Origin of the sequence: Pseudonocardia sp. EV170527-09 (assembly GCF_008369905.1) — a bacterium.
In the GTDB taxonomy this organism is placed as follows: Bacteria; Actinomycetota; Actinomycetes; order Mycobacteriales; family Pseudonocardiaceae; genus Pseudonocardia.
Genome location: NZ_VRMC01000209.1, coordinates 1 through 2,549, shown reverse-complemented (window position 1 = coordinate 2,549; position 2,549 = coordinate 1). Strand labels below are relative to the sequence as shown.

3 protein-coding genes are annotated in these 2,549 nt (G+C 68.9%); all 3 read left to right on the top strand.

Going from position 1 to position 2,549, the window contains the following annotated elements:
• Window positions 1-300, top strand: a 300-nt coding sequence (locus FVA95_RS28370) for an integrase core domain-containing protein (protein ID WP_149666856.1), incomplete at its 5' end; no start/stop codon positions are given.
• A 272-nt stretch (window positions 301-572) separates the two neighbouring features.
• Window positions 573-1,052, top strand: a complete 480-nt coding sequence (locus tag FVA95_RS34170) for an META domain-containing protein (RefSeq protein WP_149666855.1) — start codon at window positions 573-575, stop codon at window positions 1,050-1,052.
• Window positions 1,053-1,276: 224 nt separating this feature from the next.
• Window positions 1,277-2,416, top strand: coding sequence for an alpha/beta hydrolase family protein (locus FVA95_RS28360; protein WP_161992516.1), 1,140 nt, complete (start codon window positions 1,277-1,279; stop codon window positions 2,414-2,416).
• The last annotated feature ends 133 nt before the right edge of the window (window positions 2,417-2,549 follow it).

Sequence of the window (2,549 nt, the reverse complement as noted above, 5' to 3'; positions counted from 1 at the left end):
GACCACGGCTCGCAATTCACGTCCTGGGCGTTCGGGCGCCGACTGATCGAGGCGGGACTAGTCGGTTCCATGGGCTCGGTCGGCGATTGTTACGACAACTCGATGGTCGAGTCCTTCTGGGGGACGATGCAGCTGGAACTACTCGACTCCAGATCCTGGAAAAGCCGCGCCGATCTTGCCAATGCGATATTCGAGTGGATAGAGTGCTGGTACAACCCGATCAGGCGCCACTCCAGCATCGGGATGCTCAGCCCAGCCGACTACGAAACAGCCCACACCCCACCACACCAAGATCACTGACCCCACACCGTCAGTGTCCGGCGCAGGGGGCCAAGCTCAGATCTTGAAACAGTCCCCTACTCATAAACAGGCAAGGATGTGTCCATCGATCTGCTCCTGCGGGTCGTCGCCTCTGGCGGCAGCGTCGACGGCCTGACAGCGGCCGCGGGTGACCTGGGGCCAGGCCCGGGCCACCCCGGTCGGGGTGGCCACGCCAGCTATAATGGACTGCCAAAGGACCGCCTGATCGTGGGGCCTGGAAGGCGGGGTTCGATCGGTCGGGCGGGTGGACGATGAACGCCATGAACGGAACGGCGAGGTCCAGGTTCGGGGCGGCTGTGGTCGTGGTGGTGGCTGTGGTCGCGGTCTTGGCCGGCTGCGATGGGCAGCCGGCTCAGGATGGGCATGTGCATCACAGTGGGTATGTGGGTGAAGGGGATCAGGCCGCAGCGGCGGTGCGAGCTGTCGAGGCGCGTGATCTGCACGGGCGGTGGTTTCCTGCGGGGAGTGTCGCGGCGGGACGGGCGTTCGTGGAGTTCACCCCGGACGGGCGGTGGAGCGGGTCGGATGGGTGTAACGCCGAGCGTGGCAGCTGGAAACTCGAGTCGGGCGGGAAGTTGGTTGCGACTGCTGAGCCGAGTACGTACATGCAGTGTGAGAACGTGCCGGTCGAGTGGTGGGTCTCCCATGCCTCTCGGGCTGAGCTCGCTGGTCAGGTGCTGATCCTGCTGGGGGATTACGGCACGGCCCGCCTGGTCCGCACCCAAAACTGAGCAGAGTGTCGGTGATCAGCCCGCGTGAGGGTCCCGGCGTAGCTGACCCGATGCCGCCGCCGCTGCCGGTGCGGTCGGTGCTTGACCTCTCGCTCGTCGATGGGGGGTTGCCGTTGGCGATCTCGGTCGCTGGTCTCGTCGCTGCGGTGTTCCTTGGGTGGCCACGTGGCCGGCGGTGGCACCGCTCGGCCGGTCTCGTCGTCGCTGTGGCGACTCTTCTTCCGGTGGTGGCTGCCGTGGTGTTGAACGTGCTGTGGCGGTTGACGCCGGACGTGCTCCCGGCTCGTCTGTTCGTGTGGACGGGGGTCGCGCTCGCGGCGGTGCTGGCCGGGGCGGTGGCTGCCCGGCGGGGCGGCTGGGTGACTCGGCTGCTTGTCATTCCGGCGGTGCTGCTGGTCCTGGTGACCAGTGGTGTCAAGGTCAATGCGATCTACGGCTATTATCCGACCCCGCGCCCGCTGCTGGGCCTGGCCGACCCGAACGCCCTGGACCCGGCACGTGTCCCGCACCGCACTGGCACCGCCGTCGCCCCGGCCCGGTGGGTCCCGCCCCCGGATCTCCCTGCCCGGGGCGCGGTACTGGAGCTCCCCATTTCCGCGCCGGTGTCGGGTTTCGCCGCGCGCCCGGCCGTGGTCTATCTCCCGCCTGCCGCGCTGGTCGTCGGTGCGCCGCGGTTGCCCGTCCTCATCCTGGTTGCCGGCCAGCCCGGATCGCCGCGTGATTGGTTGACCGCTGGGCGGCTGGCTGCGGTGCTCGACGTGTTCGCTGCGGCGCATCGTGGGCTCGCGCCGATCGTGGTCGTCCCGGATGCGACCGGTGGCACGTTCGCCAATCCGCTCTGCGTCGACTCCTCCCGTGGCGCCGTCGAGACCTACTTGCGTCGCGACGTGCCCGACTGGATCCGAGCCCGCTTCGACGTGGACCCCGACCCGCGGCACTGGACCATCGGCGGGTTCTCCTACGGCGGCACCTGCGCCTTGCAGCTCGCTGTGCGTGCCCCCGAAGTCTATCCGGCGTTTCTCGATGTGGGTGGGCAGGACGAACCGTCGCTGGGCACCCGCGCCGAGACGGTGACCGCGCTGTTCGGCGGCGACGACGCCCGCTTCCGCGCGGTCAACCCGGCCGACCTGCTGCGCACCCACCGCTACGACGGTGTGTCCGGCACCGTCGTCGTCGGGTCGGCGGAGGGCGACGACGTCGGGCGGGCCGCCCGACTCGTCGACCTCGCCCGGTCGTCGGGGATGCGAGTCCGCCACCTGGTGCTGCCCGGTGGACACTCCTGGGCCGTGGCGACCGCCGCCCTGCAGCTCACGCTGCCCGACATCGCCGCCCGCACCAGCCTGCACCCCGCGACGCCGAGATGAGCAAGCTGAGAACACCTCACTCACAGAGCGCGGCGTCAGGGAAGGGTGGGACTGTAAGAACATCGGTGTAACTCCGATCAAGGAGTGTGGACCCGATGACAGACCAGGCAGCGGAGCCGGTGACCGACCTGGA

Coding starts and splice junctions, on each gene's coding strand:
- FVA95_RS34170 (WP_149666855.1), top strand. CDS start 573: ATGAACGCCATGAACGGAACGGCGAGGTCCAGGTTCGGGGCGGCTGTG.